This is a genomic window from Gordonia alkanivorans NBRC 16433, assembly GCF_000225505.1.
Lineage (GTDB): Bacteria > Actinomycetota > Actinomycetes > Mycobacteriales > Mycobacteriaceae > Gordonia > Gordonia alkanivorans.
The window spans coordinates 1-23,029 of record NZ_BACI01000061.1 but is presented as its reverse complement, the minus strand read 5'-3'; the positions used below and the strand labels follow the sequence as shown (position 1 = coordinate 23,029).

The window sequence follows — 23,029 nt, the reverse complement described above, 5'->3', positions numbered from 1 at the left end:
CAAACACGACAACTGACGCCACCCCTGTCGACCGGGTGGCCAGTGCCGGCACACGTCATTCCGTCCGAGTGGCGTCACCTGATTCCCGCGAGGCTGCCACCCCGCCCCCGCTAGCCGAGCGACACGATCACCGCCGCCCTAGCCCTGCCGGTCGAGTGGCAGCAACCGGGATCACCACCGCCGCTCCACCCTGCCGGCCGAGTGGCAGCAATCGCGATCACCACCGCCGCCCCACCCCGCTGGCCGAGTAGCGTCGACCGAGCGCAGCGAGGACGCCGCGTATCGAGGTCACCGTGTCCCACATCACACTGGACTTCAAGGCAAAAGTTAGACCACCATCCAGAAATCGGTGGCCGAATGTAAGAATTGGTCCCTAGGGCGCCACCCGGCCGCTCGACGACCCGACGGAGGCACACCGATGACCGAGGTTGCGCACGTCGGACGTCGTGAACGGAACAAGCAGCAGACGCGCGATCGGCTGCTTTCCGCCGCTCGTGAACTTCTCGCGACGCGAGGCACCGATGCGACCGTCGAGGAGATCGCGGAACGCGCCGAGGTCTCCCGGGCAACCTTCTTCAACTACTTCCCCAGCAAGGACGACCTCGTCAGTGCGCTGTACGCCGAACTCATGGGCGTCTTCGGGCGGGTCGTCGACTCGATGCTGCGACGGCCGGTCAGCACCCACGACCGGGTGGTCGGAGTCTTCATCGACTTCGCCCAGTCGTCGATGGCCGATCCCGACTACATGCGTGTTGTGACCGGGGAGATCGAGCGACTGGCGACGGCGTCGGAGGGACTGAGCGAGCGCAGCCACCTGTTCACCGCGCAGGTGCGGCGCCTGTTGGAGCCCGGCCTGGAACAAGGCGATCTGCGCACCGATCATCCGGTGGAGTTCCTGGCCCAGATGGTGGCGGCGATCTACCTGTCGACGATGCGCTACTGGCGGATCGACCCCGACCTCGACATCACCGAAACCTTTGAACGCGCAGGGCGATACGCGGCCGAATCGATCGTTCCGCGCTGAGGGTCACCCGTCGCCCGGTCGCGGCACCTCGGTTTCCCAGCGCACACGACGCTCGTCGTCGGTCTGCTCCCACCAAGGAGTGCCACGCTCCCCCAAGGCGACTTTCGCAGCCTGGACGCCCGCACGGGATTCCGGTGCACCCTTCGTGCGTTTCACATCCCGTCGCCACGCCATCAGGATCGACTGGAGTTCGGACCGTCGTTCGTCCGGGATGAGCGGATCCGTCGCACGCCACTTGCGGCCGTTGATCACCACGTAGTGGCCGTCGGGCGTGTGCTGGGGGTTGGTCATGGTTCCACGGTGCCACGAACATGAGTTTCTGCGGCGTAGGCATTGTCTCCGGCCGGCAACAGCTATGCCCTGTAGCTGTGGCTACAGCCTATAGCTCAGCGCGCAGGACCGATCGTCGGCAGTCGACGATCGATGAGGCACTCGGCCACGCTCGCAACATCATCGACGAGCAGGGTGTGGGAGCAGTCTCCATCTCCGAGATCGCCCGACGCATGCAGATGCGCCCCCCGTCGCTCTACAAGTACTTCCCGTCGCTGAATGCCCTGTACGACAGGCTGTTCGAGATGGGAAATGTCGAGCTGAGTCGGTACGTCGATGACGCACGACTCAGCCGTGAGCCCGGGTTGGATCAACTGCTCGAACAGTCACGGGCGATCATCCGCTGGTCGATGACCGAACCGGGCCTGGCGGCGCTGTTGTTCTGGCGACCGGTTCCCGGTTTCGAGCCGAGCGAGGCGGCGTTCGCTCCGGCGCGGGCGATCGTCGATCAGGCTCGTGAGGATCTGGCGACTGCTGTCGCACGCGGTGAATTGAGCCCCGGTGTCGATTCCGAGGATGCCCTGCGCCTCCTCACGTCGGTCGTCTCGGGCATCGGTTCGCAACAGATGTCGAATGAGCCGGGAGCGACCTACGAAACCGGTTCGTACACAGGACTACTCGATGACGCCCTGCAGATGCGGGTGCGTCACTATTCGCCCTGAGCGAGCCTCGGGGCACTCAGGAAGGACCATCATGCGTCAGGATCTCACCAGCGACTCGGTGTCGCGCCACATCGACGCGAGCCCCGAAGAGTTGTACGACATCGTCTCCGACGTCACGCGCACACCCGAGTTGTCCTCGGAGATAGCGGATGTGAGGTGACTCGACGGGGCGACCAGTCCCGCCGTCGGAGCGCGATTCCGGGCCCGCAACAGCGCCGGCCGCGGACCGGACTGGTTCAACAAACCCGTTATCACGGTCGCAGATCGTGGGCGTGTGTTCGCCTTCGAACGGACGGAGTGGATCGGCGGGATCCTGCGGTGGGGCTACCAGTTCGAGCCCGACGCCACCGGCACGACCGTCACTGAATCGTACGAAGTGACCAAGCCGCTCAATGCCTTCGGGTGGTTCCTGATCGGCACACTCTACGGACTCAAAGACCGCAAGACCGATCTGCGACAGGGTATGACGGAGACCCTCGAGCGGCTGGCGGTGATGGTCCGGCAACCGGCCTGAGGCCTGTTCAGGCCGGGTCGGCGAACGTCCCCGCATGCACCGTGGCGTCGTCATCGAGTGGTCGTCGGAGAGACCACCGTTCGGTGAGGGTGCTGGCAGCCATCCTCCACTCGTCGTCCTCGACGACGTACTCGTCGTCGTACTCCCCCGTCATGACCGTCTCGGTGCGGTCGATCAGATTCACCTGTCGGAACTTCAGGGTCCAGCGCCCGGTCGCCGTGGTCTCCGACGTCAGGGTTATGTCGGGATGGAAGCCGTGGTGCATGTCGAAGATGACGTACTGTCCGTCGACCTTGTGGAGAGCGACCTGCTCGAAAATCTTCGCCATCGGCTCCGCATCGTCGAAGGTGCCCAGCGGGCCGTAGTCGACGCGTGCTCCCTGGGTAATGAAACACCTGCGAAAGCCGTTGACGTCCTTGGCATCGCACGCGCGCCAGTAGCGGTGCTTGAGTTGCTTGATGGATTCGATGCGGACAAGGTTGTCGAGGCGGTCAGTGCGGTCGGGCTTCATGTTGTCACCATAGGGTCCCGTCTGTTCCGGTGGGCGATTCCGACGCAGCGGACTGAGGACAATGGGTTCATGTATGGCGCTTGGCCGGAGCATCAATCCTCGCCGTCAGAGATCTCTGACTGAAGTTCGCGTAGATTTGTGCCATGCGCGTCCCGTGCGGCATTGGTGATGTCTGTGTTCGGAATGACGAAGAAGCGAACCCAACCTTCGCGATACACCCGGTGGATTGTTGATGACTCCAGGTGTAGGTCGGTTCCTGAGATGGTCAAATCGAACAAGTCGCTACCGATTTCTACCTTGGAAGGCGTGAGCGAAACACTCCAACTGTAGCCAAGGTCGGCACGAACTGATGTGTCGTCAATGACCTGAACATCTCCAAGATAGAAGTAATTGTCGAGAGCCTTCCAGTTTGGTGTGTCAGGCAACTCAAGATAGATGACGGTCGACTCTGAGTACGTCTCAAAGAAATAGATCAGTGCGGTCCTGGAAAGCTCACATAATTCTCTGTTCACCCGTTCGATCCTGTTCTCAGAATGGCCTTGCTGATACCCGGAGCCACTCGCTGGGGATCCTCATGTCGGGGCGGAAGACAATCTGATTTCCACCTCCGAGCAGCACGCCGCCAGCGTACACGTCTTGCGGTGCGACAAATCCCTCGAAGTACCGGACACCGGCGGGTACTTCGATCGTCGTCACGGCCGTGGCTTTATTGCCCCACAAGGGATTCAGGGCACTGTCGATCCGCGCTTGAATCGGTCCGAGTGGTTCAACTCGTGTCCAGAACTTCCCGAATGGCCCTTCTCCCGCGGTTCCAACTCGATACAAGGTCATCGGTTCGGTCGTCACTTTCTCGGTGTAGATCGCCCCACGGAAGGAGTCACGCGTCTGTTCGGGTAGTGGGCCAGGATTGAGGGGTCCGTACGTGTCGACGATCTCGTCACCGGAACAGGGCATCAGCCCAAACGGATCGCAGGTTATAGCGGGGTTGGTTGGGTAAGTGTGCGGATTCGGTGCCGGCGCCAGACCGAGCGGGTCGGGACTCAGGTAGCGCCCGGTGTCCGGGTGGTAGTAGCGATGCCGGTTGTAGTGCAGCCCAGTCTCGAGATCGAGGTACTGGCCTGGGTAAGACCAAGGGGTCGATACGCCCGTCCATGCGGTTTCGCCGTAGAGGGTCCGGACTGATCGGCCGGCGATCTCCCCGCTGCCCGGGTCAACCAGCGCGGTCGGCGAGGCGATCTGGTCGGTGACGATCGCGAAGAACTCACGATCAATCTCGGACTGTGTCCATCGGCGCGCCGAGGGTGGCACAGCAGCAGTGTCATTGCCGAGGTTGAGACTGAACTCACGGTCCTGGTCTGCTCCTTCGGAGGGGTCGACGTCGGTGAGGCCAATCGGCTCAGAAGTAGTTGTCTGCGCCAGCGGTGCGTACGCGGCCGGCGAGTAGGCCCAGGTTGTGGCCTGCAACCACTGATCGTCGTCGGGCATGGGGTCGGTCTGCTCGACGAGGTGCTCCCCGTGCCAATGGAAGCGCGTGGTTTCACCAGTCGACTGATCGGTCTTCGACAGTCGCCGTCCCACGTGGTCGTAGGTGTAGGTCCACACCGTCCCGTCCGACGTGGTCACCGACCGCAGATGATCGTGGGCATCCCAGGCGTAGTGCCACACATCTGGTTTGCGTGACAGTCGGCGACGACTCATCGAGATGACGCGACCCGCAGCGTCGTAGCGGTAGGACGTGCGACCGTCGTCCACGAGGAGAGTGCCGGAGTAACGGCGGCGGCCCTTCGTGCCCTTCGAGGCTCGGCTGGCGCCTCGCACCTCAGGGAGCAGCGGGTCGGTAGCGCCACGCACCTCCGGGCTACTGCTGCTCACCCCTGTGGATACGTAGTCGGTGATGTTGCCCGTGGCGGCGTACGAGAACTGTTCGGTCCCGGCAGGACTGGCGGCCTCGACGACCCGCCCGAGCACGTCGACCCGATAGTCAGTCCGACCGGCAGCCAGTGTCGACGTCGACGCGGTGAGAATCCCGTCGGAACGGTAGCTGTACTCCGCGGCCGCGACCGTTCGGTCGGGCCGCCTCTCCCCCACGCCCGCTGCACCAAGTCCGAGGTTCAGCGCCGCCGGGCGCTCAGCAACAGCGATGACGGAACGTCCGGTGAGACGTCCCACCGGATCCCACGTCGAATCGATCGCTGCGCCTTCGAAGCGCCGCCGCTGTTCCCGTCCGGTCGGGCTGGTGGTGATGTCGCAGGAGCGTCCCGCAGTGGACAGGAAGCCGAGGACACCCCGCGGGTCGTAGCCGTACCGCGTGCTTACGCCGGTCGGCGACGTCAGCGACGCCAGTCGTCCGGCGCCGGTCCAGGCGGACTCGATGATCCAGTCGCTCCGACCGTCGTGAACACCGGTGAGCTGAGGTAAACCCGCGGCCGTGTAACTCGTGTGCCAGCGTCCGAAGACACCGGTTGCTGCGTCCAGTCGCCCCGCCGCATCGAAGCTGTATTCCGTTGTCTCCCCGTCGAGGTCAGCATTGACCGGATCAGCAGTCAGGTCGCCGATCAGTCGTCCGGCAGCGTCGTAGGTGAAGAACACCGTCTGCCCGGCAGCGTTCGTGCGTGACGCCTGCCGACCCTCGTCGTCGTAGGTGTAGCTCGTTGTTGCGTTGTTGAAGTCGGTCTCCGACGCCAGCGTGCCGTCGGCGTTGTAGGTGTAGGTCCACACCAGGTCGTCGGGGTTGGTGACCGCCACCAGCCGACGTGTGGCGTCGTAGCTGAACTCGGTGCGCGACCCGTCGGCGTCGATACGTGCGACCGGCAGGTCGTAATGCCCGTACTCCCAACGGGTCACCGCACCGACAGGATCGGTGTACGCGATGCAGTTGCCTTCGCCGTCGTACTCCCACCGCGACTGGCCGCCATCCGGTGCCGTGACACTCGTCCGGTTGCCCATCGCGTCGTAGGTCACCACGGTCTGTGCGCCCTCGGCATCGACGACCTCGGTCGGACGCCCCAATCCGTCGTAGCTGATTCGTGTGGTGTTACCGAGCGTGTCTGAGATCGTGACCGGGAGGCCGGCAGCGTTGTTGCGGTATCGCATGACGACGCCGTCAGGATCAGTGTGCGACTTCAGCGCCCCGTGCTCGTCGTACGTGTAGCTGGTCTCCGCACCGGCATTGTCGACGACGCTGGTCGGCGAACCGTCCTCGTCGTAGCCGATTCGCGTCGTGATGCCGCCCGGTTCGACGACCCGTTCCGGACGACCGGGCCCCGCGTAGACGACGTCGGTGACCTTCCCGTCCGGTGCCGTGACCTGCTCGACGTCGCCGAAGGCGTTGTAGTGCAGCATCGTACGCGCACCGCCTGGGCTGGTGATCGACAGCGGCTGACGGTTGGCGTTGTAGTCGGTGGCGGTGATCCGCCCGGCGGGGTCGGACTCCTGACGCACCCGACCGTCAGGGTCAACGCCATAGACGGTCGTCGCGCCGACAGCATCGCGATACGTGGTGTACGACCCGTCCCCGTCGGGACGCAAGTGATACTCGAACCGCCCCGACCAGACCCCGTTCATCCCGGACTGGATGGTCACCCGACCGAGATCGTCGTAGGCGTTCCAGTACTCCATGCCCAGCGAGTCGCGCCACCAGGTCATGCGCGCAGCGTCGTCGTAACCGAAATACGTTGTGGCGCCCTCCGCATTCGTCGACGCCGCGAGGTTGCCCTGGTGGTAGTCGAAGGTGCAGAGTTGCTGATCGACGGGTAGGCCGTCCAGTCCCGCGGTGAGCCGGTAGCCGAGGAGCCGCGCGCCGTCGCACTGTACGTCGATCCGGTAGCCGGCCGAGTGTTCCACCGCCGTGGGCCGTCCGCGTTCGTCGAAGATGAACTCGATCCGGTTCTGGTGACGGTCCGTCATCGCCGACACCGCAATGCTCCCGGCACGCACATCGATCCCGCCGAGTTCGGGGATCGGGACGAAGAACCAGCTCAGGCGGTCGCGGATGTGGGTGACCTGATAGCCGCCGGTCGGGGTGGTCCGTAGCTCCCAGTCGGTCGCGTTGACACTGCGCGACACCGAATCGCCTTCGGGCTTGGGGAAGTTCGTCATCGTGCCGTCGGCGTCGACGATGGTGACGAGGTCGTCGCCGACGATCGCCCGCGCGTCGAAGGTCGACGGTGTGGTCGGGCCCATCCAGCGGCCCCATCGATACCTCGAGCGATGACGATGCGTTAGGTGCACCGGGAGTACGCCCGGCAACTCGACGTCGGTCAGCGGCAGGAAGTACTCCCCCGATGCAACGTTGACCGGTTCGCCGTTGCTGCGGCATTGGGTCGGCGCCTCGTTGCCCTCGCTGGTGTCCGCCCGGTCCGGCGCGTGGTCGTCGGTTCTGCCGGGGTTCGCCGGGTCGTGGGGTTCCCGGGTGTCGTGGTCGATATCGGGCGTGTCCGAATGAGGACCGTTCGGTTGGCCGGGATGGCGCGGTGACGAGTCGGGATCCGGCGTCGTAGGACGTGGGTTCGCGGTGGGTGATCGGTCCGGTGCGGCCGGTCGGTCCGGGAACAGCGCCGCCGGGATCGGCCGGTCGTCCGGGGTGATCCGTGTGGTCGCGGGAGTCCCCGGGTCGCGGTCGGGCGTGTGCCGGACAGCGGCTTCGGGCGCGTGGTGGAGGTTCGACGGTGCCGGTCGGGCACCGTCACGCGGAGGGACCGCCTCGGGTGTGGCCCGGGCGGGTGGGGTGCGGTCGGGAGTGGAATCGGGTGTACGCGGCGGTGCCGCAGGCGCATCAGGCCTGTTCGGTGTGGCCGGGTTGACTGGTGCGTTGGCCGGTTTCGACTGTCCGGCGTCGGGGGTGCTGTGTGGCGTCGGTCCCGAGTGAGGTCCGGTGACCGGCGCGACCGGGGTGGTCGGCGAATCGTTCGACGGGCTACGGGACGGGGTGTCGACTCCCGGGTGGGGACCAGTCGCCGGAGCGTCGGCGTGCGGCGCCACGGGCGTGGGTCTGGCCGACCCCGGTGCGTCGGAGTCGGTGCGCGGAGCCGCCGTCCCTGGGCGATCGTCGGCCGCCTTCGGCGGGTGCTGACCGGTGGGCTCGTCGGTGCGGGCCGGGCCGTGTCCGGGGCCGTCTCCATCGGACTTGGACGGAGTCGGTTCCGGTGTGCCGGTGACCGGGGCACCGTCGCGGTCGGTGGCACCGGTGTCGTCGGTCCGGACCGGGTTCGGCTGCGCGGCGTCGCCGTCCGGGTTGTTCGACGGCGGGTCGTGGCGGTCGACGCTGGGCGCATCGTTCTGGTCGATCGGGGCGTGTGGCGTCGTGGACGGCGAGCTGGTGTCAGCTGCGCCGAGCCCCGTCGGCGTGGTCGTCTCACCGCGGTCGGGTCCGGGCGGGTCGTCGTCTCCCAGGGGCCGAGAGTTCGGGGTGCCGTCGACCGGATCGGAGGACGTCGGGTCCGGTCCGTCTCCGCGGGGCGTCGTTTGCTCGGGTGTCGAGGTGGGTGCGGGTCCGTCGGTGTGGGTTCCGACCGGTGGAGAGCCGTCGAAGGCGCCGCCGACGGGTTGATCCGGTGATGTCGGTGGAGCGTCGGGACGTGCCGGTGGTGCGTCCGGTGTCGGGGTGGGCGACGAATCGACGGCCCCACCGGCCGGAGTCCCCTGATCTGGAACCGAGGACGGTGAAGGCACGTCGGGCTGGGCACTCGTCGTCGAGCCATCGACCTGCGGTACCGGCGGGCCGTCGTGCGTGATCGGCAGATCAGGTCCGTCACTGCCAAGAAGGTCGGATGACGGTGTGGCACTGTGACTTGCGGGCGTTATGTCGGGCGTGGACGGTTGCGGGGCGATCGGCGACGGTCCGGTCTCGCGCGACACCGGATCGATGCGCGGCGTCGGCGAGGACGGTGTCGGCGAATCCGGCGTCGGGAGATGCCGCGTGGTCTTGAGGCCCGCGGTGAGTGCCGCGGTCCCCTTCGGGCCGGGCGCGACCGTCATCAGGATGTTGCCGGTCAGGTTACCGAGGGCCTGCGACGGGTCACCCGACCATCCGGAGCCGATGAACCCGCGGACGAACTCATCGGGGTGTGCCACCTGATGCACGAGGCCGGCAACCATGCCCGCGGTGTTGCGCGCGTATTGGTGGGGGTTGGTGACGTTGTAGATGTTGGTCGGGTTCAGCATGTTGAGGGCTTTGACGACCTCGGTCACCGATCCGATCATGCCCGCTTCGAAATGGTTGAAGGCGGTGAAACCGGCTGTGCCGATGTCCTTCGCACTCATCTGCGCCTGCTCGAACGCGGAGGGCATCGGCGGTGCGAGGTTCGCTGCGCCGCTGAGTTCCGCCTTCGTGCCAGGCGCCGCTGAATTGCGGTGGTCCCGGCCGATTTTCAGTATTCGACGCGCCTCTTCCCGGTATCCCGGCCAGGGATCTGGTCCCGGGTGAACGGGCGGGGTGTCGCGGCGGTTGTTCTGGTAGTCGTCGAGTTCGGAGTTGTACTGTCTCCGCTTCTCGTCCCACTCGGCCTGCTTGCGCTTGCCTTCCTCCCACACACGGACCGCCTCGGCCGCCTTCTGCTGGGCGAACTCGACGACGCCGGCCCAGCTCGTCAGCGCGGCAGCGGCTTTCGACGCCGCCTCGGCCGCCGCGAACCATTTCGGCACCTGGCTTCCGATGGCGTCGCCGAAGCCCTGCGCACCATCCCCGGTCCAGTCGCCGGCCGAGATTCCGCGTAGCCCCTCCCCGGCGCTGGTGAAGTTGCCGGCGAAATCGGTGAATTTCCCGGCGAGTTCCCGGATACCCGCCGGGTCACCGAGGACCAATTCCTTGGGATTGTTGGTGCGCTCGAGCTCCAGCTCGTCGGGCATCGCACCCAGGGAGTTGGCGACGTCGTCGCCGAAGTCCTCGACAGTGGCCGCGATCTTGTCGAGGCCGACGGTGCGCAAGCCGCTGCCGAGGAGGTCGGTGGCGCCGTCGACCACTTCCCCGAGGAACTCTTTGCCGTCCTCGAGGAAGTCGAACATGCCCATTCAGGCTGCCTCGGTCATTGATTGCCGTTCGGTACGGCAGGATCGGGATCGGCTGGGGCGTCGGCGGTGAAGCCGTTCTCCTGGAATCCGCCGATCGTGTCGGTGACCGACGACACCGGGTTGACGGCGTGCTTCCCGATCGTCCCCATGTCGTCGAGGAACGTAGCTCCGGTGGCGCTGAAGAACTCCTTGTGGCGCTGCATCTCCTCGGGGGTCAGGGCCCACTGCGGATTCGTCACGGCGTTGCGGTTGTGGTCCCAGAGGTCACTCCAGGACATGTCCTTGCTCTGCTCGGCGGTCAGGTTGGGGTCGCCGATGAGGTCCATGGTCCAGTCCTTGAGCTGGTTGGCCGCCCACTCTTCCTCACGCTCATAGTGGCTGGCTCCCAGCCCCAGGCCCCGCGACACTTCAGCGGCACCGGTCACCAGGGCCCGCACGCCCCATTCCCAGCGATCGCAGTACTCTTCGAGCCCCGACTTCGGGTCGGCGTGACCGATGGTCTTGCCGTCGAGGTCGAGGTCCCCGTACCCGCGACCCAGACCGGCGGAGTATCCGGAGCCGACGCCGGTCTGGCCGAGACCGTCGATCACCCCGTTGATTCCCGTGCTCGCCTTCTCCAGATCCGCCGGAGTGACGCCCAGGTTGTCGGTCATCGGACGATCTCACCTTCGTCGTCGTAGAAGCAGTGAGGTGTCAGTTCCTTGGTGGGCGGGAACGTCATCATCTCCGACGTCGCAGGGTCGACGACGAGGCCTGTCGGCTCGGGAGCTTTGTCGAGCACCTCGTCGATCAGTTGTTGGCCTGCGAGGTCGACGTAGGTGATCTCGGCCGGATCGCGGTCGGTGAGGTCGGCGAAGTCGCGCAGACGCTGTGGCGTCGTGAACGCGAGCATCCACGCAATGCCGCTCTGGGTCAGGGTGAAGAAGCGGCCGTGGACGTCGAGCGGCACCGCCAGGCGCGCCTCACGCAATGCGTCGTACAGCTTCGGCGGGTCGCCGAACCCGGACAGGTACGCGCGTACCTCCCCCGCATACGTGACAGTCATCGAATCCCCCGACAGTCATCCCCGTGCCGGATGATGCTAATTCACCCGGACCCGATCCTCACGGCGGCTGTCCACAGGGCGGACCCACACACGCGCCCCACGAGGCCACCAGACTCGGCAATTCCGTGCCGACGGCTGTCCGGCGGTCGGGTTCGCGGCCGTTGAAGGATCCGAGTTCGATCACGTACCCGAACCGGTGCGTTCGGCGAAGTCCTGGTCGCCATTCTGTCCGACTTGTCGCACTCATGGGCTTAGGAAACCGGGGCTATCAGGACTTTCTCGTGACCTCGCCCACTTTCAGGGCCGCTTCTCAGGATCTGCTTAAGTCTCTGTGGGTAACCTCGCCGTGTCCTCGCTGAGACCGAACTGTTACCTAACCTGAGACGGAAAAGCTGTGCCTCGACACCGACTGAATGCCCATGACTCGCTCCACGCGTTGCTCGACTCGACCCCCCGTAGCCGCCGACCCGGACGGCATCGTTCAACCGCACCGTCCACTGTAGGCAAGGCGGCCCGAGTCGGCGCGCTCACCGCATTCGTCGGTGCCGTCGGACTGACCGCCGGTACGGCCGCCCAGGCAGCTGCACAGCCCGCTCCCGCACTGCCGAAGGTCGCGCTGCCGGAGAGCGTGAAGATGCCCGCCGGTCTGGTCCTGCCGCCCGAGCTGGACAAGATCGCTCGCGACGTGCTCCCGCCGTCGGCGTTCACCCCCGGTGTTCCCGGCCACCCGGGCATCCGCAAGGCCGTCAAGCCGGTCAGCGGCACCGTGACCTCAGGCTACGGCCCGCGCTGGGGCACCAATCACAACGGCGTCGACATCGCCAACAAGATCGGTACCCCCATCTACGCCGTCACCGACGGAGTCGTCCTCGAGTCCGGCCCGGCCTCGGGCTTCGGGCAGTGGGTCCGCGTGAAGCAGGACGACGGCACCACCGGTGTCTTCGGCCACGTCGATCAGAGCTTCGTCCGTCCCGGACAGCACGTGACCGCCGGCCAGAAGATCGCCACCGTCGGCAACCGCGGCCAGTCCACCGGCCCCCACCTGCACTACGAGGTCTGGGATGCCAACGGCAAGAAGATCAACCCGCAGGTGTGGCTGAACCAGCGCGGCGTCCACCCGTGACGCTCGCTCTCTCCTGAGCCCTATTGTCGGAGCCGGCGTGTACTGCGTATCGCGTACACGCCGGCTCCGACTGCTAAGACGACCATCCCTGCGAGCACGGAGGTGAGCGGCAACGTGAACGCCACCACCACGCACCCGATGACACCCACCACGGGGATGACTCGCGCGGGACGGTTCTCCTCGCGGGTCAGCGTGAACGCCGACGCGTTGGCGACGGAGTAATAGAGAAGTACGCCGAACGACGAGAACCCGATGGCCGCGCGGATATCCGCGGTCGCGGCGACCACCGCCACCACCGCCCCGACCACCAGCTCGGCGCGATGCGGGACCTGCGTCCGCGGGTGCACCGCGGCGAGCGTCCGCGGCAGATGACCGTTCCGGGACATCGCGAGCACGGTCCTCGAGACGCCGAGAATCAGCGCGAGCAGGGAACCGATCGCCGCAACCGCCGCGCCGACGCGGACCACCGGGACCAGCCAGTCGACACCCGCGGCTTCCGCGACCGTCGTCAACGGGGCAGCGGCGTCGCCGAGGTCGTCGGATCCGAGAATGCTGAGGGCCGCGGTCGCGACCAGCGCGTAGACCACGAGAGTCAGACCTAGGGAGATGCCGATCGCACGAGGAATGGTGCGGGCGGGGTCGCGGACCTCCTCGCCCAGCGTCGCGATCCTCGCGTAGCCCGCGAAGGCGAAGAACAGCAGGCCCGCCGCCTGCAGCACGCCGAGCACGCCGGCGTCAGAACTCAGCGACAGACGGTCGGGACTGGCGACGTCCGACGTGAACGCGGACACCACCACCGCGGCCAGCACCGCCAGCACGAACGCGACGATGATGCGCGTCAGCCACGCCGCCTTCTGCACTCCCGCGTAGTTCACCGCGGTCAACGCGACCACGGCGGCAACCGCGACCGCGTGGGCATGATCCGGCCAGACGTACACCCCGACCGTCAGCGCCATCGCCGCACACGACGCGGTCTTCCCGATGACGAACGCCCAGCCGGCGAGGTAGCCCCAGAACTCACCGAGGCGCTCCCGGCCGTACACGTAGGTGCCACCCGACACCGGATAGATAGCCGCCAACCGGGCGGAAGATGTTGCGTTGCAATACGCAACGACGCCCGCGATCGCGAGACCGACCAGCAACCACGACCCGGCAGCGGCGGCCGCCGGCGCAAGCGCCACGAAAATCCCCGCACCGAGCATCGCCCCGAGCCCGACCAGCACCGCGTCGTGAAGACCGAGTGCGCGACGCAGCGAGGCCGTGGAGTCCGTCATCGAATTCCTTTGTTCAGTGGTTGCACGACGCTGTGGAACCTGAAGCGTCGCTAGGGCGAGAGGCCGCGTGGCCGCTATTGAGTGTCGGGCCTCGGGCTCGGCAACCGCCACCCGAAGGTCGCGGTCGGTGGCGCGTCTTTCGCGTACAGCCGTGCGGGGCGTCCGCCGCCGACCCGCGTCGCAGGTTTACCCTCGGCGTCGAGCTGCGGTGCGAGCAATGGTTGCGCGCGCCGGTTGAACGAGTCCCGCATCAGCCGCCGTCCGAGGATCGCTTCATGCAGTTCCCGCAGCTCCGACAGCGTGTACGGAGGTCGCAGGAGATTGTCCGGGTCGGGCTGGTCTTCGTAGCGTTCGCGGAGTTTGTCGGTGGCCGCTGCAATGATCTCGGCGTGGTCGTAAAGGACCTGCTCTCCTGACGCCAACTTCCCCGTTGACGTCACGGGTGCGAGTTCACCCGTGACGTCGGACAACTCGGCGGCCGGCAGGGCCACAGCATGCGCGACCGAGATCGTCCATCCCCGAGGATCCCGGTCAGGATCACTGAAGACCGCCAGCAGGTGCGGTCGGACGTGATCGGGCGACAGCCCCAGTTTCAGTTCGAGCACCTCGCGCACCGTCTCCTCGACGGTGCGCCGCTCCCGAACGAACCGCCCCGGCAACGCGGATCTACCCTGCTCGTCGCGCTGGATCACCACATTCAGCGTGCCGTCGGAAACGGTGAGAACCGCGATGTCGACGGCCACGTTCGGTCGCGGGTAGTCGGTGAGCGTCGTCGAACCAGTGGCCACGAACAAAAAGACTATGCGAATGTCTGCGCAAAGATCTATTCTCAGAAACGCGCAAAGTCACCGTCTCGCGCGAACGTCGAGGCGGAGGAAGGAATGACAATGAAACTCTCCGCTGCTCTGGACGTCGAGATGGTGGCCCATGAGACCGCCGATGAAGTGACCGTTCTGCTGGAACTGCAGGCTCCCGCGGGACCCGAGACCACACGCACCCCTACTGCTGTGCAGGTGGTGCTCGACCGGAGCGGGTCGATGTCCGGCAGCCCGCTCGAGGGTGCGAAGAAGGCACTGGCCGGCGTTGTCGCGCAGCTGGATCCGTCGGATGCGTTCGGCGTGGTCACCTTCGACGACGACGCGCAGGTGGTCGTGCCGGCCGCTCCCCTGTCGGACAAGCAGCGCGCGGTGGACGCGATCGGGTCGATCGTCGCCGGTGGCTGCACGGACCTGTCGTCGGGCTACCTGCTCGGCCTGCGGGAACTGCGTCGCAGCGCCCAGGCGGCCGGAATCAAGGGCGGCACGGTACTGATCATCAGCGACGGCCACGTGAACCGCGGCATCGTCGAGGTCGACAAGTTCGAGAGTGTTACCTCGAAGGCTGCAGGCGACGGCATCGTCACGTCCACGCTCGGCTACGGGCGCGGCTACGACGAGACGCTGCTGTCGGCGATGGCACGCGCCGGCAACGGCAACCACGTCTTCGCCAACAACCCGGACGCCGCGGGTGCAACGATCGCCGGCGAGGTCGAGGGTTTGCTGGCGAAGTCGGCGCAGGTGGTGACGCTGACCGTGCGTTTCGTCCCGCAGGTGCAAGAGTTGTCGCTGTACAACGACCTGCCGGCACACCAGATCGCCGACGGCGAGGTGATGATCGAGCTCGGCGACTTCTACGCACTCGAAGAGCGGAAGCTGTTGCTGCGGATGAAGGTCGACGGGATGGCCGCGCTGGGTCTGGCTCAGATCGCGACGCTCGAGCTGCGATATGTGGAGACTGCGACACTCACCGAACACACGGTGTCGCTGCCGATTTCGGTGAATGTTGTTCCGGGTGACGAGGCCTCGGGCCGCGTGCCGGATACGAAGGTCGAGTCGGAGCGGCTGTACCAGGAGGGCCAGGCGGCGAAGCTAAGGGCGTCGGAGGCGTTCGAGGCCGGTGACCTGGATGCCGGCAACCAGCTCCTGGGCGAATCGGCGTCGCAGCTTCGACGGGCATCGGCGTTCGCGACTCCTGAAGAGCACGCGCTGATCGAGCAGGAGCTGCAGAGCATCGAGGCGCTGGGTGCGCAGGCGAGGGTCGAGGGTGCGGGGTACGCGTCAAAGATGTCGCGGGACTCGTACCACCTCGCGAACCGCAAGCGGGGGCGCCGGCGGGCGTAGCGGGTTGTTGGGTTGTGGCCACCGGGCTTGGGCTCGGTGGCCACAACCGTTTGGCAGCTCCATCGATGGCGCGCCCCCAGTCGGTGCAGGTTGCGGGCACATACTTAAATGGATTGGAGTTCGCCGACTGGGTTGGGTTCCGTAGGACTGTCTGGTTCAGACTCCACAACGGGCGGGATCAGATGGCGGAATCGCCGCGCCACGCTACTCTGTTCGGCGAGGGTGGGGCGCCGTCGGGGCGCGCGAGCGTGAGGGGGACCTGTGACGACACCGTTCTCGGACGACTCGTTATTGCCTAAGCCTGCGCCGGCGATGCCGGCGAGTCCGGACGGACTGCAATACGTGCTGCGCTCGGAGCGCACACAGTGGGACCGGCGGGCGTCGGTCGCGACGGAGACAGCCGCAACGCTTGATTCAGCCATATTCGACTTGAACGAAGTTGCCGACAGAAACGTGTTCGGAAACTGTATAGAAGGAACAGGTTTTCACAACGCGCTGGTGGCGGTAGTTAACCAACTGATCTCGAACATCGATGACTGCTCAAGACAAGCAGTTGCTCTCGCCCAGCAATGTCGACACGCGGGTCAGGCGATTGCGGCCGCAGACGGGAATGGAGCAGCGGTTCTTGATACTTAGGGACCGCACTTGGCGGATTCTCCTGAGCGCGTCCGTGATCTGCTACGCGAGCATCGGCTGTAGCATCAGCGGATCACCGGCTGCAGTCTCGCCGTCGTCGCAGCAAACTTCCACACCGGGTCAAGTACGCCAAGCAGACGACGCAGGGAACCGCCTCCCATTTGTCACACCATTCCCCAACCGGTGGAACTCGAATAACGATGGAACACAATACGAACCGTGCACCGCAGTAACCACGGACACACTACGGCGATCCGGATTAGTACCCGAATCAGTAGTAGACGTAGCGAAGTCGGACTTTCAAACAGCTAGGGGCTGCCGCTGGAGGTTCGAGGGCAAACAGAGGTCGGCATTGTCACAGTCGGTTGGCAACCTGTCTGATTCCGAAAAGGACGTCCTCGACTACAAAGTGAAGAACCTTAGAACCATGGACTGGTACCCGAACCTGACAATCGATGGGCGAACAGTCATAGTTGGGTCGTTGAACGACCTCGAGTGCACGGCCTCCGTTCAGTCAGGTAACGCAGTCGTGGGAACCACGGTTGTTCGGCTGGGCGGCGAGAACGAGCCGATGGACACGATGTGTCAAAGTGCGGTGGATTTTCTCCGATCAACCCTCCCTCAGATTCCGCGGTAAGCCCGAGTCGCTCGAGCGAGGCGTACACGTCAGTGCCTGGGTGCCAGCTGCATAGAGAGTCTGCCTTATCAGTCCCCGCGCCCACCGTGACGATCCGCGTAGCGCCCGTCGGCCTGTCTCGCCTCGCCGCCGGTGACTCGGCCTGTCGAGCCGGAGCCTACATCGATGACTTCCAACTTACTGTTGACTGCTTACTCACCCTGATTTGCCAGAATGGCAACATGACCGAACAAAGCCTCTGGATGCAGCAAGTCGCCAAGGATCCCGGACACTCCCAGTGGTACGTCGAGCGTTTCCGCACCATGGAGCGTGAAGGTAAGGACGTGGTTGGTGAAGCTCGCTTCATCGACGCGATGGCTGCCCGCGGTTCCCGCATCCTCGATGCTGGATGCGGAGCCGGACGCATCGCCGGATACCTGGCGGCAGTGGGTCATGACGTCGTCGGCGCCGACGTCGATCCGGTCCTCGTCGCCGCGGCGGAGAAGGATCACCCGGGACCGCGCTGGCTGGTCAACGACCTCGCCGAGCTCGACCTACCGGCCTGCGGCATCGACGAACCGTTCGACATCATCGTGTCCGCAGGCAACGTGATGACCTTCCTGGCGCCGAGTACCCGCGTCACCGTGCTGAGGCGATTACGTGCGCACTTGAGCGACGACGGTCGCGCCGTAATCGGATTCGGTGCGGGGCGAGATTATCCGTTCGACGACTTCTTCTACGATGCCAAGTCCGCTGGCTTCGAGGCTGACGTGCTGCTGGCGGCCTGGGATGTCCGCCCGTTCACCGCGGATTCGGAGTTCTTGGTGGCGGTGCTGCGTCCGGCGTAAAAACCAAATGTTTCCGGTCCGCCGCTCTCACAAACGTTGTGCCGAGCGCGAGTATCGCAGCATTGAGCATCATCCGCACACCCAAGACTGCCCTGTGGACAACGTCCTCGATATCCTCACAAGCCCGGGTAACATGCCGGGCGGTCGAAGGGGGAAAACGTGGAACTGGCAGCCGATCTAACGACGTTGCGCGCCGTGTCGCAGGACGTAGCCGCTCTGCATGGCGACATCAGCGAGGAGTGGTCGACGATCACCAAGCGCGCCGAGGATCTGTTCGGTGTCAGCTGGTCTGGGACGGCCGCAAACTCGTATGAAGAGCCGTGGGCGCACTGCTGCGAAGGCGTCGACCATGTCTTGAACGGCCTCGCGACCATGGGACAACTACTTCTCTCGGCTGCTCAGACGTATGGGGAAAGCGACACCTCGGGTGCGAAAGTTATTGAGAGCTCGTCTACTTACATGCCGTTGAGGTTGCCGTGACCTCTGACGACGCCTACCGCATCGAGTTGGCAGCTGTGGAGAGGTTCGTCGAAGACCTCGCGCGGTTCGCGACGGCGGTCGACGAGCGAATTCACACCCTGGACAAGCGAGTCGACGACCTTCACCTCGTGTGGACTGGCGAAGGCGCAGTGGCCCACCGTGATGCGCACACCCAGTGGCGCGAGGGCGTGAAGGATATTCGCGAGGCGATCGTCGAGATTAAAAAGGCGGCAAATCGCTCACACTCGGCATTCAGCGGCTTACAGGAGCATCAGCGAAAGATGTGGCCTTGACGCCACCGATAGCGGTTCGCCCAGCATCGTTCTCGACAGCAGCAAATGCGTTCTTAGAAGTCCATGCCGAGATCGGCCGAACCGTCAACGACCTCTACTTCTCACTGCAGTCGTGCGGCCAGATGGCCGGTCAAGATGGGGCCGGCCGAAGCTTCGCCGCCTACTATGACAAGACGGTCAACGGCGAGCAGAGTCTCTTGGCAGGTATTGCGCTCATGGGGAACGCGTGCGCCAAGATGGCCGAGCTGCTAGACGCCTCCGCGCTCAACCATGCAAACGTGAACAGCGCGATCGGGCTGTGCACGCCGGCTTCTCCCACCGGGAGCCTCAAGAAGCTCGACAAGATTCCAACGCTGTCGGTGGGTTCGTCCTTCGGCGGGCCAGGAGAACCGAGCAACTGGGAGAAGCTGAAGGAGTTCATCGAAGGGGAAATCTTCCCCGATGGAGATCCCGGCAAGCTCGAGAAGGCGGGAGAGGCGTGGACACGCGCGGCGACTTCACTACGCAAGCAGCAGAACGCCGTTCAATCTGCGATAAAGCCGATCGCCGGCGAACGGTCGGCCGAGGTTGTCCCAGCGCAAGATCAAGCATCCCTGATCGACCAGCACCTCGGCGGGATTGCGGAGTCGTGCGATGCCACCGCCAAACTATGCAACCAGTTCGCGCAAGAAGTGCGTGAGACCCGAGACAAGATCGCCGACCTCGTCCGGGAATTGACGTGTGAGCTACTGGTGGCGGCTGCGGTCGGCGTCGCGTTAATGCTGGTGACTTCAGGGCTCAGTAGCCTTTTGGCAACCGCGGCAGGAGTGGCTAAGGCAACGCAAACGGGGGCACGTATTGCTGGCGTGATCCGCGCAATGATGACCGCAGTCGGTCCCGTCTTACGACCGGTTGCGTACGTGCTGGATCCGGTCGGCGCTGCCGCTGGTGATCTGGGCGCACTGATGGGATCGCGTGCCGCGATGTTCGGCATGAACATGTCGAAAGGGTCCGTGCGGGCGGCCGAGCTCGCGGCGGCATTGGAGAGGATCCCCGACTGGGCTCACGACGAGCTCAAACGCGCCGTCGATCCGGACTTCCTCCGCAAGTCGCTGGAAGCAGGCGGCGTACCGAAGAACGTCATCGACGACGCGATAGCTAACAACCCTTACCGCAACCTCACTCCAGAGCAGATCCTGGACCGATACTGGGTTGACGGCAAGGGCTGGGCGTACCCGCCCAACAACGGGTTCAAGGGCGATTTCCACGTGTCCGACAACATCCCCGAAGGCACTCGTCTGGACAGGATAGGTTCGAGCGATGGCGGTTTCATGGGACGTGACGGGGACTCGTATGGAGCACGTGCGCTTTCTCCCGGCAAGACGGGCGCCTACCACGAGTGGGTTGGTACTGGAAAACCGTTGCCAGACGCGTGGGAGGTGCGACATGGCGAAGTTGGGCAAGCGTTTGGGCATCCTGGCGGCGGCGAACAGTGGGTGGTCATAGACAAGCGAACCAATAAGGAAGTATCGATAACCGACCTCGAGGAGGCTGGTGTGATCAGGGACCCGAAGAAGAAGTGATACGAGGGCTCAAGATGGATAAGTGGAGTGGTCTGCCGGACCTGTTGTCGTCGTTTGAGTATTGGTCCGCGGTACAGACAGCGCTCGCGGACGAAGGGCACTTAGAAAGTGCCGCACCACTGTACGGACATCCCTATCTGGATAACGGACGGCTGATCATCCCCCGAGGTCCCGGCATGGCGGAGGACTCAGACGGCTACACCGACTATTCGATCGTTGAAGAGCCCACACTCTTCTCGGTACGCCTCTCGGGCCGAAGCCGTGGCACGCAGATTCCTGAAACGGCGAACGCGTGGTTCGGGACGTTCGACGACGTAGCGAAGTACTTCACCGCCCGACGAGTCGCTGCGCCTACCCGAAGCCGGGTCCAGCCGGACCGAGTGGAGTCGATCAATACCCGCTGGCTGGATCGAGGCCTCGCTCCTGGATGGGACCAGGTCGACGAACCTGACCCCGGCGGCTTCTCGCCGGCAACAAGGTACTTCCGAAGCGACCAGCCGGAGAGGTTCTACTTCACCGTCAACACAGACTCTGCCACATCGTTCGTACTGAACCTCAGCTGGCGCGAACTCAATTCGACGTTCAGCGAAGGACTTTCAGGGATCGAGAGGATACCGATGCCGAAGTTCTCGGATGACTAACTTCGAGGGTACGCCCAGGTCGTCCCAAACGCCTCGTTTGGCGAATGCTCGGACATCGCGAATCACTTCGTCGGCGGGATACCAGCTTTAGTACGCGAAGTCGTCACTGCCCCTTCGAGGTTCGCGAGAGCATCAACCACCCGTGGCTGAACCGCGGGCGGCGTCAGTATCGAACCAGGTCAGGCAACTCCCCCGAGAGGGTTCTCGCCACGACCAAACGGCCGCCACCCTGCACTCTCGACGGTCATCGCAGCGCTAGGTCGTCACGCAGTCTGCCGCTCGCAAACCGAGATGTGACGCAAGCTCAAGGTGCCGCCTACGACGAGCTGCAGGTGCGGGCGTGCACGCACGAAGCGCCGAAGGTCAGTTGTCAATCTCCACGCCATGTCGCACCGCAAACTCGGCTAAGCCGTCGTCGTATCCCTGTCCGACCGCACGGAGTCGCCAGATGCCGTTACGCCGGTAGATCTCGGCAACGATCATCGATCGCTCGGTCGTCGCTGCATCGAGTACCGCTGTGGCGAAGTTGAATTCGGGAGCGTCGATGGTTACCGATAGTGCTCCGACGTCACCAAAGGTGGCCGTCTCAATCGATGCGCCGACCATGATGCGGTCGACGTCTTCACCTACCGCCGAGAGGTTGACCGCTATCCCCTGCTCCCGATCTCCGTCAATACGCAGATGCACTGCGCTGTCCGGGCTGGCGGGCTGGTTGTAGAAGACGAATTCGTCGTCGGACAGCACTTTGTGGTCTCGGTCCAATTCGAAGGCGACGACATCCACTTCGAACGGCGCAGATCGATCCGCCGCCCAGGCGACGTTGACGGTGAATTCGGTGATGTCGAAGGGGACGTCCACCACCGCGCCAGGCGCCAGGTTCCTCGGTACTGGTGCTTGAGTTTCAACGCCGGTCGCAACAATGGATTCTGCTGCATCCGTGAGCGTTTCGCCCGTCATTGTGTCGAGGTGATGCGATTCAAGGATTGGAAGTTGCCTGTCATGTGCTTTTCGTACACGAGGATCCGAATACCCACCATCCAGCACCAGGAGGTGTGTGACGCCGGCGGTGAAGTTGATGGCCGGAGTCGCGCCCAAGCTCGTCAGACGAGATCGGATCGCAGCCGCTTCACCGTGATCGCCACCGAGCACGAGGACTCGACGCCCGCTCCACGGTAGAGCCGCCGGCTGTTGGGATGAACGCATGGACGGGGGCTTCGGCAGTACCTCGATGACGGGGACGGACTTCGGGGTTCCCGGCACGACTCGTTCGACGAGCCGCAGGGCGGTGACCTCGTCGACGAGAGGGATGCCCTTGTCCCGCGCGAACCTCAGCTTGACGCTGTCCGGGGCTCCTCTATTCGCGATCACCAAGCCCGTTTTCCCGCTCACGCTGTTCATCACGTCGAGGCCTGCATCGGTGAGCCGACGAGCAAGCTCGAGACGTGGCAGCGTCGTAGAACCGGTGATGACCACCTTGGTGCCTTGAACCAGTCCGACACTGGTATCGAATCGGCCGGGGTCTGCCCATGGGCAGGGCACGCGGGTGACTTTGTCCGGATATGCACGCGAGGTGGCCCCGCACGCCACAATCGGGAGTTGCAAGCCGAGGTTGTCCGCGAGATCGAGGCTGCGACGGAAGACTTCGAGGAGCACCCGAACGTCGTCAACCGCGTTGTGGGCGTTCAGCTGCGGTATCTGCCAATGACGGGCGAGCGTCGCGAGCTGGGCGTTGGGCACGTCGAGTTGCAAGCGTCGTGTGAGGGTAACCGTGCACAGACGATGAGTGATCGGGAGGGTCACGCCAGCTCGCGTGGCTTCTCCCACGAGAAATCCGTGGTCGAAGTTCGCGTTGTGCGCCACCAGAGTTCGGCCGGACAGCAACTCGTGTAGTTGCGCAACAGCCGAATCGTATGGGGGCGCACCGCGAAGCCTTTCGGGCGTGAGCCCGTGGATGTGCACGGGGCCTGGATCGCAGCCCGGGTTGAAAAACGACGAGTACTCGGCTTCGGTTTGACCGTTGCGGTCGAGGGCGATGGCTGCGACGCTCAGCACGCGGTCGCGGCTCGCGTTCAAGCCGGACGTTTCAACGTCGACCAGAGCCCAGCCTCGATGTGACGGCAACAATTCAACCTCGTCTTCAGGGCGCTTGCGGAGTACGGACGTTGGATTCCTGGCACTGTGACTTCATCGCGGGACGCTATGGGCGCGTCCGGGCTGGGCGCCAGTGCGTGTACTGCGACTCGTGACGCTACGGCACTCTCCCGACAATCTCTCGCACCTTGTTTCGGCCGCCGAGCCGTGTC

The 23,029-nt window shown here is 64.7% G+C and carries 22 protein-coding genes; 13 read left to right on the top strand and 9 right to left on the bottom strand.

The window, feature by feature from the left end:
- The first annotated feature begins 418 nt into the window (after positions 1-418).
- Positions 419-1,024 (top strand): TetR/AcrR family transcriptional regulator, encoded by a 606-nt coding sequence (locus GOALK_RS11995; protein ID WP_006359088.1) that lies wholly within the window; start codon positions 419-421, stop codon positions 1,022-1,024.
- A gap of 3 nt (positions 1,025-1,027) precedes the next feature.
- Here GOALK_RS11995 and GOALK_RS11990 read toward each other — a convergent pair whose 3' ends face one another.
- The gene (locus tag GOALK_RS11990; protein ID WP_006359087.1) at positions 1,028-1,315 is read right to left on the bottom strand and encodes a hypothetical protein; all 288 of its coding nucleotides are present in this window, start codon (positions 1,313-1,315) and stop codon (positions 1,028-1,030) included.
- A 20-nt stretch (positions 1,316-1,335) separates the two neighbouring features.
- Between GOALK_RS11990 and GOALK_RS11985 the strand changes: the two genes are divergently transcribed.
- The 3 genes from GOALK_RS11985 (at position 1,336) to GOALK_RS24250 (ending at position 2,530) form a co-directional block, all read left to right on the top strand.
- Positions 1,336-2,016 (top strand): TetR/AcrR family transcriptional regulator, encoded by a 681-nt coding sequence (locus GOALK_RS11985; RefSeq protein ID WP_006359086.1) that lies wholly within the window; start codon positions 1,336-1,338, stop codon positions 2,014-2,016.
- A gap of 31 nt (positions 2,017-2,047) precedes the next feature.
- On the top strand, positions 2,048-2,176 hold the full coding sequence (locus GOALK_RS24255; protein ID WP_232283168.1) for an SRPBCC family protein: 129 nt from the start codon (positions 2,048-2,050) through the stop codon (positions 2,174-2,176).
- Between the two features lie 114 nt (positions 2,177-2,290).
- Positions 2,291-2,530, top strand: a complete 240-nt coding sequence (locus GOALK_RS24250) for a hypothetical protein (RefSeq protein WP_006359085.1) — start codon at positions 2,291-2,293, stop codon at positions 2,528-2,530.
- A 7-nt stretch (positions 2,531-2,537) separates the two neighbouring features.
- Here GOALK_RS24250 and GOALK_RS11975 read toward each other — a convergent pair whose 3' ends face one another.
- The 5 genes from GOALK_RS11975 to GOALK_RS11955 all read right to left on the bottom strand — a co-directional run bounded on the left by GOALK_RS11975 (position 2,538) and on the right by GOALK_RS11955 (position 11,094).
- Entirely contained in the window at positions 2,538-3,041 is a 504-nt protein-coding gene (locus GOALK_RS11975; protein ID WP_006359084.1) for a nuclear transport factor 2 family protein, read from the bottom strand.
- Between the two features lie 92 nt (positions 3,042-3,133).
- On the bottom strand, positions 3,134-3,553 hold the full coding sequence (locus GOALK_RS11970) for a hypothetical protein (protein ID WP_006359083.1): 420 nt from the start codon (positions 3,551-3,553) through the stop codon (positions 3,134-3,136).
- Positions 3,554-3,569: 16 nt separating this feature from the next.
- Complete coding sequence (locus tag GOALK_RS11965; protein WP_232283167.1) at positions 3,570-10,043, bottom strand: putative T7SS-secreted protein; 6,474 nt, start codon at positions 10,041-10,043, stop codon at positions 3,570-3,572.
- Between the two features lie 20 nt (positions 10,044-10,063).
- Entirely contained in the window at positions 10,064-10,702 is a 639-nt protein-coding gene (locus GOALK_RS11960) for a hypothetical protein (protein WP_006359081.1), read from the bottom strand.
- A complete protein-coding gene (locus GOALK_RS11955; protein ID WP_006359080.1) occupies positions 10,699-11,094 on the bottom strand; it encodes an SseB family protein in 396 nt (131 codons plus the stop codon). The genes GOALK_RS11960 and GOALK_RS11955 overlap by 4 nt, the downstream gene beginning before the upstream one ends.
- Before the next feature lie 394 nt (positions 11,095-11,488).
- Here GOALK_RS11955 and GOALK_RS11950 point away from each other — a divergent pair, with 394 nt between their 5' ends.
- Entirely contained in the window at positions 11,489-12,217 is a 729-nt protein-coding gene (locus GOALK_RS11950) for a M23 family metallopeptidase (RefSeq protein ID WP_040004172.1), read from the top strand.
- A gap of 20 nt (positions 12,218-12,237) precedes the next feature.
- Here GOALK_RS11950 and GOALK_RS11945 read toward each other — a convergent pair whose 3' ends face one another.
- Together GOALK_RS11945 and GOALK_RS11940 are read right to left on the bottom strand one after the other, a co-directional pair.
- Positions 12,238-13,491: an APC family permease gene (locus GOALK_RS11945; protein ID WP_006359078.1), complete on the bottom strand. Its 1,254-nt coding sequence runs from the start codon at positions 13,489-13,491 to the stop codon at positions 12,238-12,240.
- A gap of 74 nt (positions 13,492-13,565) precedes the next feature.
- On the bottom strand, positions 13,566-14,279 hold the full coding sequence (locus GOALK_RS11940; RefSeq protein WP_040004171.1) for an NUDIX hydrolase: 714 nt from the start codon (positions 14,277-14,279) through the stop codon (positions 13,566-13,568).
- Positions 14,280-14,378: 99 nt separating this feature from the next.
- Here GOALK_RS11940 and GOALK_RS11935 point away from each other — a divergent pair, with 99 nt between their 5' ends.
- From GOALK_RS11935 to GOALK_RS11905, 8 genes are all read left to right on the top strand, one after another.
- On the top strand, positions 14,379-15,650 hold the full coding sequence (locus GOALK_RS11935) for a vWA domain-containing protein (protein ID WP_040004170.1): 1,272 nt from the start codon (positions 14,379-14,381) through the stop codon (positions 15,648-15,650).
- 261 nt (positions 15,651-15,911) lie between these two features.
- Entirely contained in the window at positions 15,912-16,286 is a 375-nt protein-coding gene (locus tag GOALK_RS23505; protein WP_075863100.1) for a hypothetical protein, read from the top strand.
- Positions 16,183-16,923: a DUF3558 domain-containing protein gene (locus GOALK_RS23500; protein WP_306302399.1), complete on the top strand. Its 741-nt coding sequence runs from the start codon at positions 16,183-16,185 to the stop codon at positions 16,921-16,923. Before GOALK_RS23505 ends, GOALK_RS23500 begins: the two co-directional genes overlap by 104 nt.
- Before the next feature lie 221 nt (positions 16,924-17,144).
- Positions 17,145-17,750, top strand: a complete 606-nt coding sequence (locus GOALK_RS11925; RefSeq protein ID WP_040004168.1) for a class I SAM-dependent methyltransferase — start codon at positions 17,145-17,147, stop codon at positions 17,748-17,750.
- 159 nt (positions 17,751-17,909) lie between these two features.
- Positions 17,910-18,230 carry a WXG100 family type VII secretion target gene (locus GOALK_RS11920; RefSeq protein WP_006359072.1) on the top strand — a complete coding sequence of 107 codons (321 nt, stop codon included), beginning with the start codon at positions 17,910-17,912 and terminating at the stop codon, positions 18,228-18,230.
- Positions 18,227-18,523: a WXG100 family type VII secretion target gene (locus GOALK_RS11915; protein WP_006359071.1), complete on the top strand. Its 297-nt coding sequence runs from the start codon at positions 18,227-18,229 to the stop codon at positions 18,521-18,523. The genes GOALK_RS11920 and GOALK_RS11915 overlap by 4 nt, the downstream gene beginning before the upstream one ends.
- On the top strand, positions 18,514-20,085 hold the full coding sequence (locus GOALK_RS11910; RefSeq protein WP_040004167.1) for a TNT domain-containing protein: 1,572 nt from the start codon (positions 18,514-18,516) through the stop codon (positions 20,083-20,085). Before GOALK_RS11915 ends, GOALK_RS11910 begins: the two co-directional genes overlap by 10 nt.
- A gap of 14 nt (positions 20,086-20,099) precedes the next feature.
- Positions 20,100-20,726: a hypothetical protein gene (locus tag GOALK_RS11905; RefSeq protein WP_006359069.1), complete on the top strand. Its 627-nt coding sequence runs from the start codon at positions 20,100-20,102 to the stop codon at positions 20,724-20,726.
- Positions 20,727-21,089: 363 nt separating this feature from the next.
- Here GOALK_RS11905 and GOALK_RS11900 read toward each other — a convergent pair whose 3' ends face one another.
- Positions 21,090-22,850, bottom strand: a complete 1,761-nt coding sequence (locus GOALK_RS11900) for a TerD family protein (protein ID WP_198136079.1) — start codon at positions 22,848-22,850, stop codon at positions 21,090-21,092.
- Positions 22,851-23,029: the final 179 nt, after the last annotated feature.